Below are 16,307 nucleotides of genomic sequence, written 5' to 3'. Positions count from 1 at the left end.
CTTTAATTAGTTATTCAAAATTTGAGATTCAAATATATTATTTTTTCCTATCCGTTAAGGTTAAACCTAATACTAAATCCTCCGTTGGTTGTAGAGTTTGGATACGATAATGAAATAACAGGAGTATTAGATCTATAATCGAAGAATAGTCTTAAAGTTAACTTTCTGTTTAACTTATAATCACCTGTTAATTTAACCGATAATGTATTTTGACCATTCGTTGGATTATTCCTGTTAATATTTGTTGTTAACTCTCTGGTAATACTTAGGTTTTTTCTCAATGAGAAATCCGCTCTGACTTTAAAGTCACTCTTAATTGCTTTTCTTTTAGTCTTAGGCTGGAAAGGTGCTCTTAGTTGCTTGAACGTATATCCTAAACCTAACGTAAACTCTTGTCCACGAACCTCCATTACCTGTAAACTTCGCGTACTTAAATTAATTGTACGGTCTTTCTTAATCTCAAATCGTACTTGCACCGAGTTTTTCAATGTCACATCTACATTGATTAATGGACTAAATGCTTCCCTAATCGTAACACTATTGTAGGTATATTCTGATACAAAGTTGTTATACAATGAACTCGTATCTCTCACATCGGTAAAACCATCACCTTTATCATCAAACAAGATATTGGAAGTATATCCACCAATAATGTACGATGATTTATATCCTGATGAAATACTCACATTTCTAACATGCTTCTTTAAAGATGGCAGTTTTCCCAGACCTGTGTATGTCAAACGCATATTTGGGATATACATTTTCGAGAATACATTGGTGCTTATTGAACTCGCATTCTGACCACTGTACCCTGCGAGAAATGCCGGTATCAATACATCAGGATGGTTTGGACCATACCCATCATAATACCCACTATCAGAAGGGCCATTTGAATACCCTCTTTGTTGTGACTCTCTACCCAATCTCTCAGAGATTATCGCTCTATTGGAAGCAAACTGTTCAAAAGGAGCACTGGTATAATCATCACCATCTTTTGAAAATGCTGTTCTTATCATATTAAAAGATGTGCTAAAATTACCTTGTTCTAGCGGGCTATCTCTATTGAAATCATCAAATACCTGAGACCCATCTGGTAAAGTCAGCGTATCATAATATCTGTTATATGTGGTATAACTTTTAGCATCATTCCAACTGGTATTTAATTCTACCCTAAAATCTCGAACCGGCTCAACTGTCAATTTTAAATTTAACTTTTCCCCTCTGGTCTCTCTATATTGATTATTGAAATCGGGGTTCCGGACGAGCCAATCATTCCGTTGGGCATAATCCAGGAAGTCATCACTATCACCAAATCCTGTTTGTTGTCCAAATACAAAACCGAGTCCAGGTGCACTAAAATTATTGTTCATACCTATAACTTCTGTTTGCTGATTATATCCCGGCAACATGATTCCGTTAGTTACACTATAACTTGCATTCCCTTTTCGCACCATCATCAACACTCTGGAAATACCATCTACAAAACTTGGCGGCCCATCTTTTTTAGGCTTTTTAGTCTTGGTTTTTGTTGTATCGTTATTGTCCTTTTTATCCTCCGTTTTCTTCTTATCATTTTTCTTTTTTGCGGTTGGTCTCTTAGAGTTCACCTTTTTGAGATACTTTGATTTGTTGTACAGATTTACAAAATTCAAAGTTCCATTTATCTGCATCGTCTGCGTATTTTGGATCGTATTCCCTAACCCCCCAGTCTCTGAATTGTCAGATATAAATGGTGCTCTCACCCAACTGTATGTAGACCCGTATTTGAATGTACTATTCGTCCAATCCAATGCCGGAATCTTATTCAACGGGATCGCCCAGGTTCCATTAAATGCATGGTTATAATTCAGATTAGTTCCAAAATCTCGAATACTATTTCTAACTGTTTCTTTCCAAATATCCAGCGAATCACTTGGTCTACCCGCAGACTCTTCAATCAAAGATTTATTTCGCGCGGTAAAGTCCAATTTAATTGCTCTGGTTATATCCCATCGTACCGCATAGTTTCTATTCCAATCGAATGTTTTATTTACATAAACCGGTATCGTATTTAATAACTCAGGATTATTATTTCTGGTTCTGGACTCCTGATATTGACGATTTACATCTGTAGAAAAACTAAATGATTTAGGATATGGATAAAAGTTAATGTCTTTCACTAAAGCCAACCACTTTGTGCTATTTAAGAATTTACTCTTTGTAAAAGGCTTAATGTTTTTGGGCGCAGAAGAATAGTTATAAGAAATTCCGCCTCGATATGATTTCATATTATCAAATTCCGTTTCGAAATCATGCATCTCGGTTGAGTTGTAAGAGTAATTCAAGGCAAAATTTGAAATATCATATACCTTCTTTTTCTTCTTCGTATCGGTTCTTTCTTTTCTAACATTCGTAAAATTCAAACTCTTTCGGGTAACGACTTTTTGCTGCACGTTACGCACCGAATCTTGTTCTCTCCCGGCAGGGAAAGCTTCTTTTACATATTTTTCAAATTCAATATCGGGAGCTAAAGGCGCAAACTGTGGCTTCACAATACCTACCGTATAACCTACATAAGTTGGAATCTTCACCCCGGATTTTTTACCAAAGAACTTACCTAATTCCACATTTGCCTGCACATCTAAATCCTGTCTGGTTTCTCTTTGTCTCTCACTAATCTTTTTATCGATACTTCCCCATCCAGGTGTACTCATACTACCTGAAACAGAAACTGTAGCAAAATCCGCAAGTTTTGCATTTGCTGTTACGATAGATGCCCAACCACTTTGATCATCAAAATCCGTTAACCTCAACTCATTAAACCAGATTTCAGCACATTTTCCTTCTCCATCATCATCTTCGTCACCTACTTCTTTTCTTGGGTTTCGAATACCCAACATAATTGTTTTAACACCATTCAAACTTGGATTACCTACAACTGATACTTTTGCTTTTCCTTTTTTAACCGAATATGGCGTATCAAAATTCGCAGCACCACCTCCAGATACAATAGCCTCTTTATTTCGCTGGATTTTGATGTCTTTGAAGTCATTCAGTGAGACTTCCATATTATTCGCCTCAGGCCAAACAAACAATCTTTGCTGATCATCATCTCCATTATACTGTCCTGGTAACGTAATCTTTAGTGGAATTTCATACTCATAATAGTTATTTTCAAAATCTGTTCCTACCCGCATAAAAGCTACTAAATCTCCATCATTCACCGGAGATTCATTTTCATACGATTCGGCATGGACAAACATCTTAATCGTATTATAGGAAAGAACATCTAAATCAAACGTACGGTACACCGCTCTACCTTGTCCATCTGGCAACTCACAAATGTTTAATGCTAAAGATTGCTCATTCAATTGATTCAGGTTGGTTGAACCGACATTAATCTCCCGTTGAATAAATGGAGGCAACACATAGTTGACAGGCTCTTTTGAGGAATTCACCTCAATATTTACTGCAGACACGTCAAAGTTTGTAAAGTCATCTCCCAAAATATAATCACCCGGATCTTCCAATGTTCCTTCAAACTTTCTCCATTCCCCTCTTACCAATTCCAATCTGGCAAAACGCATGATCGCCTGATTTTCAAACCCTCTCATAAACACCCTCATGAAACGGATGGATCTAAAATCTCTAATCCCTCCTATTGGCTCCCCCTGGCGAATCGGAATTTTTAACTGATACCAATCAATTTCTCTGGTTCTACCATCCTTTGTAGGAATCACCGCAGTTCGAACATCTGTGATATAGTTATTTCCAATGTTATTTCTGTTAAAATCCGCACGGCTTACTTTTACTTTATATTGCCAGTATGATTCCGTTTCGTCAATATTCTTATCCTTATTAATATCTTCCTGGTTTGGTCGGGTTGACCCCACCGCTGCTGCTCCTGCACTTGTCGATAATGGAGAGTTCCCTTCATAACCATTAAACTTTTTGTATCGGGTTAAAATATCTGCCTGTTGATTATCATAAGCATCAGCTCTGAAATACACGAAGTTATCCTGTGAAATATCATTTTCAAGGTTTGGAATACCAGCAATATTACTTGCATATTCACTAAAGAATTCACCTTCTTCCACATCTCGCATCCCATCTAAACCAACATCCTGATATTGACGCGCATCCGGATCATTATCAAACCCATCTACAATTTGATTTCCAGGAGTGTATCGACCCCATGCACTGGTAAAAGGTTCGGTTGCGATATCCGTAGGCGGAGAGACCAAACCATTCTCAAAAAAGTTTTGACCATCTCTTTGCACATCCTCAGAAACTGATCCCAGGTTGATATATAATGTACCATCGTCATTTCCTCCCTCATAATCTTCGTTAAACGGGTCCATTACCCATACCTGGATATACTCAATATTTAACGCCTCAAAGTTTTGCTGGTCAATCTTTCTTTGAATCCCTCCCCATCTGGTTTCTGGTTCTAATAATGTTCCATCCTGCGGATTAATACCTGCACTATACACATTACCAATAGAGTCTCTACCATCAAAATCATAGTTATTCTGACCTTTTTCACTTGGATAAAATGCCATATCCAATGTTGGAATATTTTGATTTTGCACACTACTCACCTGTTGATTTTCGAAAACCTCAGTCACGGTAATCTCTCTCATGAAGTGATTACTCTGCATAGCCGGATCATTTTTAATATGATCAGGTGTCCGGGAGTCATTCCTAAAAAATAATGGATCAATAGTATACCATGAAAACAAAGCTCTATTAAAACCAAGTGCTGTATTGTTAACCAAGCTTGCCTCAGGAAATAACGCGGGCTGATTCTGAGGAATAGAAGCTAATGACCAGGATGTTCTTGATCTCAAATCAATGGTAGATTGACTTCCTTCAAAGTCATCAATATATGAGGTTCCAGATTTTCCAATGGCCTTTGAGTGTCCAGGAATAAATTGTGCGAACTCACCGGTTACCTGAAAGTTCGATTTTTCTTTCGTGTCAATCCCCGGCAAATTATCTACCATTCGTGTTAAAAACTGAGATTCTGATCGATATGTTCCGTCCACTCCCCAAACCGTATTCGATATGGGCTCATCGCCATAGCTTGTTTTTTGCGTCAAAGGACGCTCAGACAAATTCATAATCGTACCACCAACTACAAAATCTTTAGAGATTTTATAATCAAATCTGGAAGCTAATAATGTCTTGGTTTGAATATTGAATAATGAATTACTCTCTAATGAAATCTTAATCGGAATACCTGACTCCAATAATCCTTGATTTAAAATCTTCACTCTACCCAGATTATAATCTACCTGATAATCCGACCCCTCAACCAATTCACGTCCACCGGCAGTTACCTTAACCGACCCTTGCGGAATTTGCATTGCACCAACAGAAATTTCGTTGCTCACGGAAGACTCGTACTTTCCTTTAAAATAGAATCTATTCTTATTTGGAAATTTCGCCCGCGCATCAGGCTTTGTATTCGTATACAAAGAATCAAAGGCATACTTATCAATAAACTCTGCATCGCCTCCTGAAATATTATGAATATGACTACCAAACGGCTCCAATACCGGGAAGAACACCTTTCCATTTTTAGGATTGATATATGGCAGATTTGATGGCCCGGACAAAAAGTCAAAAACCCCATCAGGCCCAGGGTTCATATTTCTATCCATCTTATCCAAATTCATCACCTGAATCAAAGGAAGACCACTTACATTCGCAGGACCGGAAGGAATATAGTTCGTTGGCACTCCTGTTCTTCTATCTAAATACCAGATATCAAACTTAAAGTTCTCTTTCTGTACCTGATATGCACCAATAGAATACACGTTTTTCATCATCAAGTCCCACATCGGAGCATTGGTGTTAATCTTCGAACTCTTCAACATTTTCGTAAATATGGCCTGACTGTTTACTACGTCTGTTGAAAATTCCCCAACCTGATACACCTGACTTTGATAAGTATATTGAAACGCTACGGATAACACCTGATTTGGTTGCATTTCCATATTCAATGAAATCACCCCAAGCTGCGGATTAAACGTATATTCATTCTCGGTCAACAACCTTGCTAAACCAACTTTTTGATAATCTTCTTGTGCAATGTATCCTAAAGCAGCAAGCGCTGGTGTTGATTGATCATATCCCTTCACTTCAGGAATATTTACCGCATTATATAGGGTATTTGCCTGATTATTCGGGAACCCATTCGTTGAAGTGACTTGTAAAGGTCCGGTTCCATTTTGATTAAACACTTTATCCGGATCGGCTTCCCCTAAATCCTGGAATGCAATTAGGTTTCGCGTGTTTTGGGTCGTGTTATTGTTATTGGTCACCCAAACTTCAATTCGAGTTACATTTATTGGAGAACTCACAAAAGGTGGACTTGACATAGCTTGCTCGTAGTTATCCCTGAAAAAATGCGAAATAAAGTAGTGTCTGTTTTCATCATATTCATCTGCCTTTAACTCGTATTCTTTAACCTGAGCTCCTCCCTTTACTTCAATTTCTTCCTTCTTACCTCTTTGTTGCGAAAAGACCGATGTCACCTCCAGTCTTCCGAATTTCAACTTGGTCTTCAACCCAAATAAACTTTGGGACCCTGTAATTAAAGACCCTGATAGTGGCAAGCTTACGTTACCCGCCTCGATCTTTTGAATAATATCGTCATCATAACCCGTGAAATCAACCTTGACCTGATTCTCAAAGTCAAATGTCGCTTCAGTATTATAGTTAATGGACATTTTCATTTTATCCCCGATATTTCCAATCAGATTCACCTGAATTTGTTGATCAAAGTCAAACGTGGTAATACTTCTTTGTCTTTCTGATAAAGCAGGATTCTGAGTCTTTGAATTTTTTAAACCAAACTTAATCTGAGCGGATCCACTCGGGCGAATATCAATCGTATTTCCTCCAAAAATGTTATCGAACCCCTTACTATCAACATTCAAAGACGGTATAAGATCTTTACTCTTATCATCGTCTTTACTTAATTCACTCTCCGTAGCATTTTTATCCTTCCAATACTTAGATAAAGCCTGATCCAAATCGTAATCCAGATATTCCTCAAACGTCATATAGTTAATAGGTCGATAATCCAGGGTATCACCGATCTTTGAAACGATATAATAATTACCGGTTACCGGATCATATTGAACTTCCTGATTGATATTGGAAGGATCTCCCAGGTTGATTGGCGACTCTCCGGAATTAAAAGGACTTACACTATTATCTTCGTATGGATATACCAGATTAATAGAATCGCTATCGCCCGAATCTATTGGGTTTTGCGCATAATAATTCCACTCAGATGCTTCCCCAGCATACACAACTGCGTTATCGCACAATAATGCGAAGACAACAATGAGCAAAAATTTTATCCTGTAATTATTCCCCAATTCCAATAATAATTAACCTACACTATAATTTTTTAAGTGCTGATTTTACAAGTTCTTCAACTGGCATATCTGCATTGGTTTTCAATAAAGAGTCCACCATTTTTGATGATTTATTTTTATCAAATCCTAAAGCAAACAATGCAGATAACGCCTCTTGGCGATTGGTATTGTGTGGGGTCAAAGAAATATCAGAAATCGCATCCAATTTCCCTATTTTGTCTTTTAAATCAATAATTATTCTTTGTGCTGTTTTACCTCCAATTCCTTTTACGGATTGTAAAGTGGCCACCTCGCCATTCAAAATCGCAGCCATAGCATCCTTTGGATTTAACGAAGACAGCACCAATTGCGCAGTGGTTGCACCAACACCTGAAACCGAAATCAACTGTCTAAAAAACTGGCGTTCTTCTTTTTCCGCAAAACCATAAAGCACATGTGCATCTTCACGAATCGCTAAATGTGTATATAAACTTAAAGCTTCTCCATCACCGATGGCGCTGTATGTATGCAAAGAAATATTCAAGTAATATCCAACCCCATTACATTCGATAACTACGTAACTTGGGTTCTTTTCGGTTAATCTACCTTTTAAATACTCTATCATTCACTTTTTTTAGCCTGCGCATCAATTGACGCAATAGTTACCATATTAATTATCTCACGTACTGTACTTCCTAATTGAAGTACATGGAAAGGCCTATGCATTCCAAGCAATATAGGACCGATGGCATCGGATGCCGCTAATTGCTGCGACATTTTATACGCAATATTCCCTGCACCTAAGTTTGGAAATATAAATGTATTAACCTTTTGATTTACAAGTTGCGAAAATGGGAAAATTTCTTCTAATAATTCGGTATCCAAAGCAAAATTGGCTTGCATTTCTCCATCCACCAGAATTTCCGGGTATTCCCTATGTAATATTTCAACTGCATCTGCCACTTTCTTGGCCTCTCCACCGGAAGACGAACCAAAATTAGAATACGACAACATTGCAATTACAGGCTTTACTTTCATACGTCTGACAGCATCATTTACTTGTAATGTAATGTCCACTAGCTCTTCTGACGTTGGATTATAGTTGATAGTTGTATCTGCAAAGAACATAGGCCCTCTTTTGGTAATCAACACATACATCCCAACAATTCTCAATGCGTCTTTATCTTTTCCTACTACCTGTAATGCTGGACGAATCGTATCCGGATAATTCCTGGTCAAACCTGAAATCGCAGCATCTGCCACTCCTGCTTCAATCATACCTGCCGCAAAATAATTTCGCTCCCGCATGAGTTTCTTAGCTTCAGGCAACGTTAATCCTTTACGTTTTCTTTTTTCAAAGAACATCTTACCAAAACTATTACGTAGCTCCTCCGTCTCTTCACTTCTGGCATCAATAATTTCACATCCTGAAATATCAATGGCAAATTCATTTGCTAAACGGTCAATCTTCGTGTCCTTACCTAGTAATATTGGTTTTGCTAACCCTCTGTCCGCTACAGATTGTGCCGCTTTTAACACTTTTACATCATGTGCCTCAGCAAAAACAATTCTTTGCGGATCTTTTTTAGCTCTAGCCTCCAACCTTTTCATCATGGTATTATCAATACCTAATCTTTTTTGAAGCTCTCTCTTATAAGCCACCCAATCTTCAATCGGTTCTCTTGCCACACCACTTTCAACTGCTGCTTTTGCCACCGCAATGGACACTGCTGTAATCAATCTATGATCCAGAGGTTTTGGTATAATATATTCCTTTGAGAATGTCAGATTCTTTTCATTATAAGCTTCTATGACCTCCTCAGGAACGGGTTCTTTTGCCAAACTAGCCAATGCCTTAACCGCTGCTAACTTCATCTCTTCATTAATAGAAGTTGCTCTAACATCTAATGCCCCTCTAAATATATAAGGGAACCCTAAAACATTATTCACTTGATTTGGCGCATCGCTACGTCCTGTGGCCATAATGATATCATCTCTTGAAGCTATTCCATCAGCATAAGAAATTTCCGCCACGGGATTTGCCAATGCAAAAACAATCGGGTTCTTAGCCATGGAACGTACCATATCTTGCGATAAAACATTACCCTTGGAAAGACCTAAGAACACATCTGCATCCCTGATCACCTCTTGTAATGAACTCATCGTTGTTTTATTTCTAAAGGCTTCTTTTGTTGAAGGCAACTCTCCTCTTTCAGCATTAATCACCCCTTTACTATCCAACATAAATATGTTTTCAAGTTTTGCTCCCAACTTCACATATAATCTCGCACACATAATGGCTGCCGCTCCAGCACCATTAACAACAATCTTTATCTTTTCTATTTTTTTGTTGGCTAGTTCCAAAGCATTTATTAATGCCGCAGCAGAAATGATCGCAGTACCATGCTGATCATCATGCATCACCGGAATATCTAATTCCTCCTTTAATCTAGCCTCAATTTCAAATGCTTCTGGAGCTTTAATATCTTCCAAATTAATTCCACCAAACGTTGGTGCAATATTCTTTACAGTTCTTACAAACTCATCAACATTCGTTGCATCTACCTCTATATCGAAAACATCAATATCAGAAAATATCTTGAATAACAAGCCTTTACCCTCCATTACCGGCTTAGAAGCTTCAGGGCCTATATTCCCAAGCCCCAATACTGCAGTTCCATTAGAAATTACAGCTACCAAATTACCTTTAGCCGTATATCTATATACATCTTGCTTATTCAAAGCAATCTCTTTACATGGCTCAGCTACTCCGGGTGAATACGCCAAAGACAAATCTCTCTGCGTATTATATGGTTTTGTTGGTACAACTGCTATTTTCCCCGGTCGGCCTTCTGCATGATAGTTTAAGGCCTCATTCTTTCTTATCTTCATACGATAAATCGTAATTTCTCAATTATCAATCGATGTTCTTTCTGGTAAAACACTTTCCCCTAACACATAGTATTTTAAAAAACATTCTTGTTCTAACTGGCAAATCTAAATAATAGATATCACCTTAACCACCTCTCCTCTCTATTTAAACACAAGAATTATTTCATATTCAAAATTTGCGAATGCACCTCATCCATTTTATCTTGCTACCATACACATTTCAACTATGAAAAACATCGTTGTACTTACTGGAGCTGGAATAAGTGCCGAAAGTGGACTTGCCACATTTAGAGCATCCAATGGGTTATGGAACAACTATAGTATTTACGAGGTAGCCACCCCAGAAGCCTGGAATAACAACAAGCAACTCGTTTTAGACTTTTACAATTTCAGAAGAAAAGAACTCCAAAAGGTCAAACCCAATTCTGCCCACCTTTCACTAGCCGAACTACAAAATCACTTCCATGTTGAGATCATTACTCAAAATGTAGACAATCTACATGAGCAGGCAGGTTCTAAAAATGTTCTGCATCTACATGGACTTCTAACTCAAGCCAAAGGCGAATTTTCACACACTCCAATCATGGATATCGAATACCAGGATATTAAACTTGGAGATCTCACTCCTTCCGGAGAACAAATGCGTCCACATGTCGTTTGGTTTGGTGAAGATGTTCCATTAATTGAAGATGCACATGAGAAGTGTCAAAAAGCGGATATTCTCATTATTATTGGTACAAGCTTACAAGTATATCCTGCAGCTGGTCTAATTCATGCAGTACCTCCTTCATGCCAAATATTCCTTATCGACCCACACGCAGATGAGATTGATGTACCTCATCACATAAAGCTATTCAAAGAAAAAGCAAGTGATAAAGTTCCTAAACTCATTCAACAACTTCTAAATTCCAAACAATAAAAAAGCCAAAACAAATGTTTTGGCTTTCAATATTTTAAAATCTTTTTTATGGATTAATGAACCACATTGAACTTTTGAATGTAAACTCTTTGTCCTTTCTCTTCAATAGTGAAGAAATACATCCCATTTTCGAAATCCGAAGTATTCAGGTTTAATGTTCCAGTAACAGAGTTTAACTCATATGCTCCTACTTTCCCACCAATAATGCTATACACATTTAAAACAGGAGAAGAAACATTTGTCAACTGATAGTTTACAACTAATTCATTATTCGCAGGATTTGGAAAACTTGCCACATTAGCATTATAACTCACTTTCTTCACAGAATTCGGAGCCTCTGCAATGTAAACCAACGTATCCTTAATGTTGTCAGTAACATTTTGAACCTCGATAATAAACATACCATCGGCAGTTGGATTTTGCCCATTTGGATCAGCAGTTAAATACCACTCTTCATTTGTACCATCAGGCATTGCATCAGGGCACTGAGCACCTGTTGGCAAAACTCCAAAATCGTTACCAATACAAGTTACACAATCGCAAAACTGCATTTTCCAGCTTACGGTATTAGGATAAGTTCCATTTACATTATCATTCAGCGTTGATTGAATCAAGCTCCATCTTAAGTCAATATCATGACCAGAATTATTGGACAATAAGATTTTTGCTGCATTTAACACCCCGTCCTGCAACTGCAAGTAAGCTGTATCCTTACTAAATGTAATTTGAGCAATAGAGCTTACGCTAAAAACCATTGCCGCTATAAATATTGGGAGTATTTTTTTCATCATAAACAAAGTTTTGGTGTAAATATCAGCGCCAAAAATAGAACTTAAATTATAGTGTGTCAATTAAAACTTTGTTTACTAAGTCTTTTTTTTTAGATTGCGCCAAATATTAAACACGAAAATGCTATGAAAAAAACTTTACTTTTTGCTGGAGCCTTGGCTCTTGCGAGCAACTTATCCGCTCAAATCTTTAGTGAAGATTTTGAGGGAGGATCTATGCCTGCCGGATGGGGGGTAACCACAAATGCTACTGATGGTGGATGGAACGTTGGAACTGCTAACACATTAGGTTCTCAATATTTCCCATTAACTGGAAACAACACACAATTCGCGGCTACCAATGATGATGATTGTAACTGTGATAAAAGTGATGACTTTTTATATACCGCGGCTATTGACCTGACGAATCAATCTGGCGCTGTTTTCATGAAATATTCTCAATACTATTTTGCTGCTGCCTACCAGGGAGCTCAAGAAGTTGCTACCGTTGAAGTATCTACTAACGGTGGTTCATCATATTCTGTTTTAGGTACATTATCAGGTGCTGGTGCATGGACTGACGTAATTGTTGATTTAAGTAGCTATGCTGGTCAAAACATTATGGTAGGTTTCCGTTATAACGATGATGGTGGATGGGTTTATGGAATGGGTATTGACGACATTTCTGTTTACGTTCCTGCTGACGAAGATGTTACTTTATCTTCTTTGGATATTCCTAACTATTCTAAATTAAGTAACGGTGCTGTAGATATTAAAGGATCTATTAGAAACAACGGTGGTGCCGCTATTACTTCTATGGATGTAGAGTATACCGTAAATGGTGGTTCTCCTGTTGCTGCGACTTTAACTGGTTTAAACGTTGCTCCTCTAACAGATTACGATTTCACGCATACTACTCCTTGGACTCCATCTGCAGAAGGTGATTACACTATTGAAGTAAAAGTTACTGCAGTAAATGGTGTGGCTGATGCGGACATTTCAGACAATGTTCAAACTCATGACATTAATGTTTACACTAATGCATACCCAAGAGTAGTTCTTTACGAAACTTTCACAAGTTCTACATGTCCTCCATGTGTTCCTGGTAATGCAAACTTCGAAGGTATTATCGCTACACTTCCAGATTCTCAATTTGCTTCTATCAAGTATCAAATGAGCTGGCCAGGTAACGGTGATCCATACAACGCTGCTGATGGAAACACTAGAAGAGGATATTACAACATTAGTTCTGTTCCTGGAATGGAAATCGATGGTGGATGGGATGGTAACTCTAACTCTTTCACTGCTGCACTTCACGATGCTGCACTTGAAGTTCCTGCATTCGTTAACATTGATGCTGAATATAACGTAACTGTGGACGATCAAACTGTAAGAACTTGTGCAACTATTACTGCATTAAAAGATTTAGGTAACGCTTCACTTCAAATTGCTATTAAAGAGCATAAAACAGTTCAAAACGTTGGAACAAACGGTGAAACTGAGTTCTTTGATGTTGTGAAAAAAATGGTTCCAGATGCAGATGGTGAAACAGTAAACATTACTGCTGGAATGAACCAAAAAATCTGTAAAGATTATACTTTCCAGGGTAACTTCAGATTACCAAACAGTGCACAAGATTTAATTAATGATGCAACTGAGCACTCTGTTGAGGAATTCACTGATTTAGGTGTTGTAGTTTGGTTACAAGCTTCTGATAAAACAGTTTTCAATGCTGCAAATGCAACGAGTGGAATTACTTCTGTAAACAATGTTGATGCTGCAAATAACAACATCAATATTTATCCAAATCCTGCAGTAAGCAATACTACTTTAGCTATTTCTTCTGCTGATGCGGCTAACGCGTCAATTAAAGTTTTAGACTTAGTAGGTAAAACTGTAATCTACATGAACAATGTAAAAGTGAACGGTGGTCAAAACAACATCGAGTTAAATACTGCAAGCTTAAACGCTGGTGTTTACATGGTGGAAGTGACTATTGATGGTCAGGTTTCTACTTCACAATTGGTGATTCAGAAATAAAAAATTACCTTGACAAAAACATTAAGCCATTTACCCTAGCGGGTAAGTGGCTTTTTCTTTTACTACATTAACCTTTTAATTATCAACCCATTTACCACTCACACTTAACATATGACTTCCATCACTCTTTGCGAAAAATAAATTTTGTACAATAAATTATTATTGTAGATTTACGGCTTATAAATTTCAATTATTCACATCAAATTAAATTTTTTCGCATGAAAAAAATCTTTACTTTATTATCTGTGGTATTGATTTCGGGAGCTCTTTCTGCTCAGTATTATCAATTACCATTTATTAATGCTGGTCAAAATCCTGGTGGTTTAAATACCGATGAAGATCAAACAGCTGCTTATATGTTAGCTAATTCAACAGGATATACTCAGGTATTAAACTCTGGTGATACAGATTGGTCATCAGCGCAAACTCTACCATTTTCATTTACCTTTAATGGAAACTCTTACAATTCTGTATATGTTGCACCAAATGGTGTTGTTTCATTTACTGCTTCAACTGGAGTGGGACCTGGTAATAATGTAGCTCTTCCTACAGCAATGATTCCAGATAACTCAATTTGTATTTGGGGATTAAACTTAAGTGGTGGTAACGATGGTGTTATCGTTAAGACTCACGGTACTGCACCAAACAGACAATACTGGATCACTTGGGCTTCAGCATCATGGCCTCAAGGCGGTGGCTGGGTTTACTGGTCAATCGCTTTAGAAGAAACAACTAACAAAATTTATATCGTAGACGCACGTAACTATGTGAATGCAGGAGCTGGTGTAGCTTTAACTGCTGGTATTCAATTTGACGCTAGTAACGCAATGAGTGTTCCTGGGTCTCCAGCTTTAGCTTCAGTAAACAGTGCAACTTCTGGTGGTTCTGATGTTGGTCCTGCGGACAACTCTTACTACGCATTCATTCCTGGTGTTCAACCAGATTACGAAGCTACTATGTCAGATTTAATGACTCCTAATTACTTAAAATTAGGTCAAGGTGGAACAAGTGTTGAAGCTACTATCACTAACTTAGGTGCTCAAACGATCACTGACTTAGAATTATCTTATAGTGTTGATGGTGGTACTCCAGTTGTAGCTACAGTTTCTGGTTTAAGTATTGCTTCTGGTACTTCAGCTACTGTAACGCATCCAACTGCGTGGGATCCAACTACTGAAGCTACTTTCAACGTTGAGTTCTGGGCTTCTGCTATTAACGGAAATCCTGATTCTGATCCATCAAATGATAAAACAGACAAAAACACTACAACGTATTCTAATGCATACCCAAGAGTAGTTCTTTACGAAACTTTCACAAGTTCTACATGTCCTCCATGTGTTCCTGGTAATGCAAACTTCGAAGGTATTATCGCTACACTTCCAGATTCTCAATTTGCTTCTATCAAGTATCAAATGAGCTGGCCAGGTGATGGTGATCCATACAACGCTGCTGATGGAAACACTAGAAGAGGATATTACAACATTAGTTCTGTTCCTGGAATGGAAATCGATGGTGGATGGGATGGTAACTCAAATGCCTTCACTATGGCTGAGCACACTGCTGCTCTTGAAGTACCAGCTTTCGTTAACATTGATGCTGAATATAACGTAACTGTTGCAGATCAAAAAGTGAGAACTTGCGCAACTATTACTGCATTAAAAGATTTAGGTAACGCTTCACTTCAAATTGCTATTAAAGAGCACAAAACAGTTCAAAACGTTGGAACAAACGGTGAGACTGAGTTCTTTGATGTTGTGAAAAAAATGGTTCCAGATGCAGATGGTGAAACAGTAAACATTACTGCTGGAATGAACCAAAAAATCTGTAAAGATTACACTTTCCAGGGTAACTTCAGATTACCTAACAATGCAACTGACTTGATTAATGATGCAACTGAGCACTCTGTTGAGGAATTCACTGATTTAGGTGTTGTAGTTTGGTTACAAGCTTCTGACAAAACAGTTTTCAATGCTGCGAATGCAACGAGTGGAATTACTTCTGTAAACAATGTTGATGCTGCAAATAACAACATCAATATTTATCCAAATCCTGCAGTAAGCAATACTACTTTAGCTATTTCTTCTGCTGATGCGGCTAACGCGTCAATTAAAGTTTTAGACTTAGTAGGTAAAACTGTAATCTACATGAACAATGTAAAAGTGAACGGTGGTCAAAACAACATCGAGTTAAATACTGCAAGCTTAAACGCTGGTGTTTACATGGTGGAAGTGACTATTGATGGTCAGGTTTCTACTTCACAATTAGTGATCCAGAAATAAGATATCTCACTTAGATGATACAAAGCCGTTTACCAGAAAGGTAAACGGCTTTTTTTAT

7 protein-coding genes are annotated in these 16,307 nt (G+C 37.7%); 3 read left to right on the top strand and 4 right to left on the bottom strand.

The window, feature by feature from the left end; all coding sequences use genetic code 11:
• Window positions 1-47: 47 nt before the first annotated feature.
• The 3 genes from sprA to KFE94_08510 are packed head-to-tail and all read right to left on the bottom strand — an operon-like array spanning window position 48 to window position 10,244.
• Window positions 48-7,346 carry a cell surface protein SprA gene (gene sprA / locus KFE94_08520; protein ID UTW68142.1) on the bottom strand — a complete coding sequence of 2,433 codons (7,299 nt, stop codon included), beginning with the start codon at window positions 7,344-7,346 and terminating at the stop codon, window positions 48-50.
• A 49-nt stretch (window positions 7,347-7,395) separates the two neighbouring features.
• Complete coding sequence (gene ruvA / locus KFE94_08515; protein ID UTW68141.1) at window positions 7,396-7,977, bottom strand: Holliday junction branch migration protein RuvA; 582 nt, start codon at window positions 7,975-7,977, stop codon at window positions 7,396-7,398.
• A complete protein-coding gene (locus KFE94_08510; GenBank protein ID UTW68140.1) occupies window positions 7,974-10,244 on the bottom strand; it encodes an NADP-dependent malic enzyme in 2,271 nt (756 codons plus the stop codon). The genes ruvA and KFE94_08510 overlap by 4 nt, the downstream gene beginning before the upstream one ends.
• A gap of 226 nt (window positions 10,245-10,470) precedes the next feature.
• On the opposite strand from KFE94_08510, the gene KFE94_08505 reads away from it, so the two are divergent.
• Window positions 10,471-11,163 (top strand): NAD-dependent deacylase, encoded by a 693-nt coding sequence (locus KFE94_08505; GenBank protein UTW68139.1) that lies wholly within the window; start codon window positions 10,471-10,473, stop codon window positions 11,161-11,163.
• Between the two features lie 53 nt (window positions 11,164-11,216).
• On the opposite strand, the gene KFE94_08500 is transcribed toward KFE94_08505, so the two are convergent.
• Window positions 11,217-11,951 (bottom strand): T9SS type A sorting domain-containing protein, encoded by a 735-nt coding sequence (locus tag KFE94_08500; GenBank protein UTW68138.1) that lies wholly within the window; start codon window positions 11,949-11,951, stop codon window positions 11,217-11,219.
• 126 nt (window positions 11,952-12,077) lie between these two features.
• Between KFE94_08500 and KFE94_08495 the strand changes: the two genes are divergently transcribed.
• Window positions 12,078-13,970 (top strand): T9SS type A sorting domain-containing protein, encoded by a 1,893-nt coding sequence (locus tag KFE94_08495; protein UTW68137.1) that lies wholly within the window; start codon window positions 12,078-12,080, stop codon window positions 13,968-13,970.
• 218 nt (window positions 13,971-14,188) lie between these two features.
• Window positions 14,189-16,249: a T9SS type A sorting domain-containing protein gene (locus tag KFE94_08490; protein UTW68136.1), complete on the top strand. Its 2,061-nt coding sequence runs from the start codon at window positions 14,189-14,191 to the stop codon at window positions 16,247-16,249.
• The last annotated feature ends 58 nt before the right edge of the window (window positions 16,250-16,307 follow it).

It is taken from the genome of bacterium SCSIO 12643 (genome assembly GCA_024398135.1).
In the GTDB taxonomy this organism is placed as follows: domain Bacteria; phylum Bacteroidota; class Bacteroidia; order Flavobacteriales_G; family Salibacteraceae; genus CAJXZP01.
The sequence above is the reverse complement of the archived record's forward strand: the minus strand, read 5'-3'. Positions and strand labels throughout refer to the sequence as shown.

Excerpts from the sequence above, each read along its gene's own strand:
- KFE94_08495 (UTW68137.1), top strand. The coding sequence starts at position 12,078 with ATGAAAAAAACTTTACTTTTTGCTGGAGCCTTGGCTCTTGCGAGCAAC.
- KFE94_08510 (UTW68140.1), bottom strand. The coding sequence starts at position 10,244 with ATGAAGATAAGAAAGAATGAGGCCTTAAACTATCATGCAGAAGGCCGA.
- KFE94_08500 (UTW68138.1), bottom strand. The coding sequence starts at position 11,951 with ATGAAAAAAATACTCCCAATATTTATAGCGGCAATGGTTTTTAGCGTA.
- ruvA (UTW68141.1), bottom strand. The coding sequence starts at position 7,977 with ATGATAGAGTATTTAAAAGGTAGATTAACCGAAAAGAACCCAAGTTAC.
- KFE94_08505 (UTW68139.1), top strand. The coding sequence starts at position 10,471 with ATGAAAAACATCGTTGTACTTACTGGAGCTGGAATAAGTGCCGAAAGT.
- KFE94_08490 (UTW68136.1), top strand. The coding sequence starts at position 14,189 with ATGAAAAAAATCTTTACTTTATTATCTGTGGTATTGATTTCGGGAGCT.